Annotated in this window: 4 protein-coding genes; all 4 read right to left on the reverse strand. The window is 67.3% G+C overall.

What is annotated here, in order from left to right; genetic code table 11:
• Nucleotides 1–759: sulfotransferase family protein (locus VF542_RS20680; protein WP_408653588.1), on the reverse strand; the 759-nt coding region annotated here is incomplete at its 3' end.
• Nucleotides 756–1514 (reverse strand): FkbM family methyltransferase, encoded by a 759-nt coding sequence (locus VF542_RS20685; RefSeq protein ID WP_408653589.1) that lies wholly within the window; start codon nucleotides 1512–1514, stop codon nucleotides 756–758. The genes VF542_RS20680 and VF542_RS20685, both read right to left, overlap by 4 nt.
• The gene (locus VF542_RS20690) at nucleotides 1472–2785 is read right to left on the reverse strand and encodes a hypothetical protein (RefSeq protein ID WP_408653590.1); all 1314 of its coding nucleotides are present in this window, start codon (nucleotides 2783–2785) and stop codon (nucleotides 1472–1474) included. Before VF542_RS20690 ends, VF542_RS20685 begins: the two co-directional genes overlap by 43 nt.
• Before the next feature lie 6 nt (nucleotides 2786–2791).
• A complete protein-coding gene (locus VF542_RS20695; protein WP_408653591.1) occupies nucleotides 2792–3502 on the reverse strand; it encodes a hypothetical protein in 711 nt (236 codons plus the stop codon).
• Between the last annotated feature and the right edge of the window lie 310 nt (nucleotides 3503–3812).

Genomic DNA, 3812 nt, shown 5'->3' on the forward strand with positions numbered 1-3812 from the left:
CGGCCGGAGCATTTCGGCCACGCACTGCTCACGATCGGAGATTCCCAGCCATCGACACAGCCGTGGCAGCACCTCAGCACGGTTCACCACATCTTCGGCGCGCAACCTGACAAAGCGATCCGGACCGATCCGCTCTCCGAAAGCCGCTATCCGCCGGTGCTGGTCCAGCCACAGTTGGGCGCAGAACTGCGCGGCCCGCTCAGCCGCGACCGGCCAGTAGCTCAGGCGATTCCAGGCCGTCGTCATCGACGCCACAGTGGTCCACGGGTGACGGACGAGGTGCACGTACCGCGCGGCAGGGTAGCCGACGCATGCCCGGGCAAGCGCCTCGTCGGTCAACGAGTTCTCCGGTGATTTCTCAACTCCCACCAGGGGTTCGACCTGCCCGAGCAGGTGGTCGAACACCAGGGCGACCTCCCAGTCGGCACGCTCTGCCAGCCACCGCCAGGCTCGTTCGACGGCGGCAGCCGACTGCACGCCCTCGCCTGTCTGCGCCAGCGCCCGGACGAGCCCGGCCGTGCGTTCGCGCGCGGGCATCCCCGTTCCGGGCGCGGGCTCGGACAGCAGGCCACCGACGCGCTCGGCTCGGAACAGTCGCAGTTCTGGAAAGCCGTAAAGCTCGGGGTGCTGTCCGAGCATGGCAACGACGAGCGAGCTGAACGATCGGGCTGGTGCCAGTACGAACAGAGGGGCGAACCTCGTCGCCGACCGTGGCGGCGGGTCGGCCGGCGGACCGGCCGGCTGCGCCACGTCAGTCATGCGGATGGGCGAAGATTCAGGCGCCGGCCCGCCCGGGACCAGACCGGGCTGCGCCATCCGGCGCCGGCCTGATTCCCCACCCAGGCATAGCCGTCGTCTATGCCGAGGTCGACGACCCGTTGAAATCCGTGACCGGCAAGAAAGGCCGAGATGGCCGCGCGGATCGGGGTGTGGTTGTGCTCGACGGTCAGGAACCGCACGCGGTACTCCTCGAACGGGAAGGCACGCAATATGGCGAGTTCTGATCCCTCGGTGTCCAGGCTCCAGTAGTCGATGACGCGCGGAGCTCGGAATTCCTGGAGAACCGATCGGATGGTGCGCGCGGACTTGGTCACCGGTGCCGCGCTCGAGGCGGAATCGGACGGCTGCCGAGCGACGAAGGCGCGGGCGAATTCCAGATGACCCGGGTCGTACTCGTCGACGATTCCGCCGTAGACCTGGGCCGCCTCGAAGAACTCGACGTCGCCTTCGCGGTCGTACAGGCAGCAGTCCAGACAGATGCAGTTCCGGTTGGACACCAGACGGGCGTGCAGTTCGGTGTTGGGCTCGATGCAGATACCGGTCCAGCCGTACTCGACTTCCAGTGTGCGGGTGTTGCTACCGTGCAGCCCGTCGGAGGCGCCCGAGTCGAGGAAGAACCCACCCCGTTGGCCACCGCAGGCAGCGAGCACGAAGCGATCCTGCCCCTGATAGGAATGGAAGGTGGGCCCGGTCACGGCTTGAGCCGGGTCCGTGCGAACGCGGCCGATCGCCATCCGGAGGAGCTGCCCGAGGTTACGTCCGACACCCGGGAACCGGACCTCGGCGAATGCAGATCATCATGCTCGCGCACGCCGTACAGCATCGTGACGTTGATGCGGTGATCCACGTACGACGGCTCGAAGTCGACCTGGGCAGTGGCGTGGAAGAGGTCCGAGTCGAAGATGATCGCCCGGTTCTCGCGGTACGGCACGTAGATGACCTCGGCGCGGCTACGGCGCAGGAAGTCCTTGATCAGATCGAGGCGCTCGTTGTAGGTCGCGAAATCCCACTCGCGCGGAGCATCGGCGTCATAGATCAACAAACCGCCGGTGGCGGAGTCGCGGTTGGCCCGCTCCGGGGTGATCCAGAAGTTCACATTCACCGCGGCGAAGTCAGCATGGATCGTGGAGTCGGGCGGAAGCTGCGGTGGATATTTGAAACCCCACAGTTGCCGTAGTCGATGCTGATCCCCGATCATGCGTGGAAAGCTCTCGCGGAGTTCCTCGGCGATCTGCAGAACCAATGGGCAGTTGAAGCCGGAGTCGAAGAATGCGCCCAACCGGCCGTTCGGATAGCGATTGGCGTTCCAGACGGTTGATTCCAGACAGAATGCCCGCAGTTCGCTGAGCGCCTCCGGCACCAGGAAATCGTCAATCACGACAACGCCGGGCCGGCTGGTCAGGTACCGGTCCTCCACCGTCACCGGATCCCAGCTTCGCGACAGGGCGCGGTCGAGTCGTGGAGTCGGTCGGATGTGTACGAGCCGGCCGTAGATCTCTCCGAACATGGCGCGGTCCTCGTCGGTGAGCGGCCGCCGCGCCTCGGGACCGATCTCGTCCAGGCTGTCCGCGATCTGCTGGTAGCGCGCGATCACGGCGTCGATCGACCCGTCGAGTATCCCCACGCTGCGCAGGTAACGCAGCTGGTCGCTGTCGTGGCGCAACTTCCCGGCCGACAGCTTGCGCCCGTCGGAGGCCGAGTGATCGCGGCAAGCCGCGTCTTCGGCGGGCGAGGCTGACGGCGTGGTGACGGTCGCCCGGCCACCGTGGCGCAACTCCGCGCTGATCCGGGCCAGATCGCCGACGAAGCGAAGGTCGTCGAACTGCATGGCTTCGATGATTGCGTCGGTCAGCCACGCCGCACCGCTCGGACCGGCCTTCAGCTCGGCGGCGAGCAATTCGCGAGCGTCCGGCAACTGACCTCGCCTGATCAGGGCCAACGCTTGTTCACGCCGGCCCGCCGGGGCCTCAGCGACGGCGGGAGCGCCGGACACCTGCAGGCCCACCGGCTCTCAGCCCAAACCGGTGTGGTTCAACGCACCAGCCCTCCTGAGCTGGGTCGCGTAATCCACCAACGATTGCAGGACCACTTGCAACTCTCCCCATCGGTCGGTGATGCCGCCGGGGGTGAATTGGGTGCCGGTGCCGGGGGTGAACTGGGTGCCGGTGCCCGGGGTGAACTCGGTGCCGCTGGCTGGGGTGGATTGGGTGCCGGCGCCCGGGGTGAACTCGGTGCCGCGGGCTGGGGTGGATTGGGTGCCGGTGCCGGGGGTGAACTGGGTGCCCGTGCCAGGCGTGAACTCCGTTCCGGCGCGGCCGACTTCGCGCCCGGCCACGACGATTGCTCTCAACAGGTCCAGGGCCACGCCGACCGAGGCCTGTTTGGAGGCGCCGGCCTTGATCAGAGACGCGACGATCGCCGGGTCCCCGTTGCGGCCTATCGCTTCGGCCAGCTCATCTGCCAGCTCCGCGTTGCTGAGACTCCCCGACTCCGACGCGGTGGCGCGGCTTTGCAGCCACTCCAGCATTCCCGGGTTGGACACGATCGCATAGATCAGCTGGTTCGCGGTGTCCCGTGCCGCCGTCGACCCCGTCTTGCGGTGGACGTACTCCGAATGCATGCCCGCCGGATCGGTGACGAACTGCTCTCGCAGCAGGAAGTCCGTCGAGAGGGTCTGCAGTAGGGCTTTCGACCGCCGCGCTGTTTTCAGCTCATCGCTCATGGCGCACCTTCGATCGTCGTTACGACCTGAGGTGAGCGCACGCTACGCTCGTTTCGGCTGGAGTAGCAAGCCCTCTCGGTGGGTGGACGCCGGGTGCTGTTCGATGAGCGGAGGTCGGCTGAATGCCCCGCCCTGAGGATGGTGGGCGTGGACTTCTTGGTTGAGCGGATGACCCGCCAAGGCCTCGCCCAGCAGGGCACCGGTGACGCCGCTCAGGTGGCGGCCGCGGCGCTGGGGCTGCAGGCGCAGGATGCCGCCGCTGCCCGCTTGGGCGTCCGGGCCCGGTCCAGCAGCGTGGACGAGGCGGGCG

The organism is Jatrophihabitans sp., assembly GCF_036389215.1.
In the GTDB taxonomy this organism is placed as follows: Bacteria; Actinomycetota; Actinomycetes; order Mycobacteriales; family Jatrophihabitantaceae; genus Jatrophihabitans_A.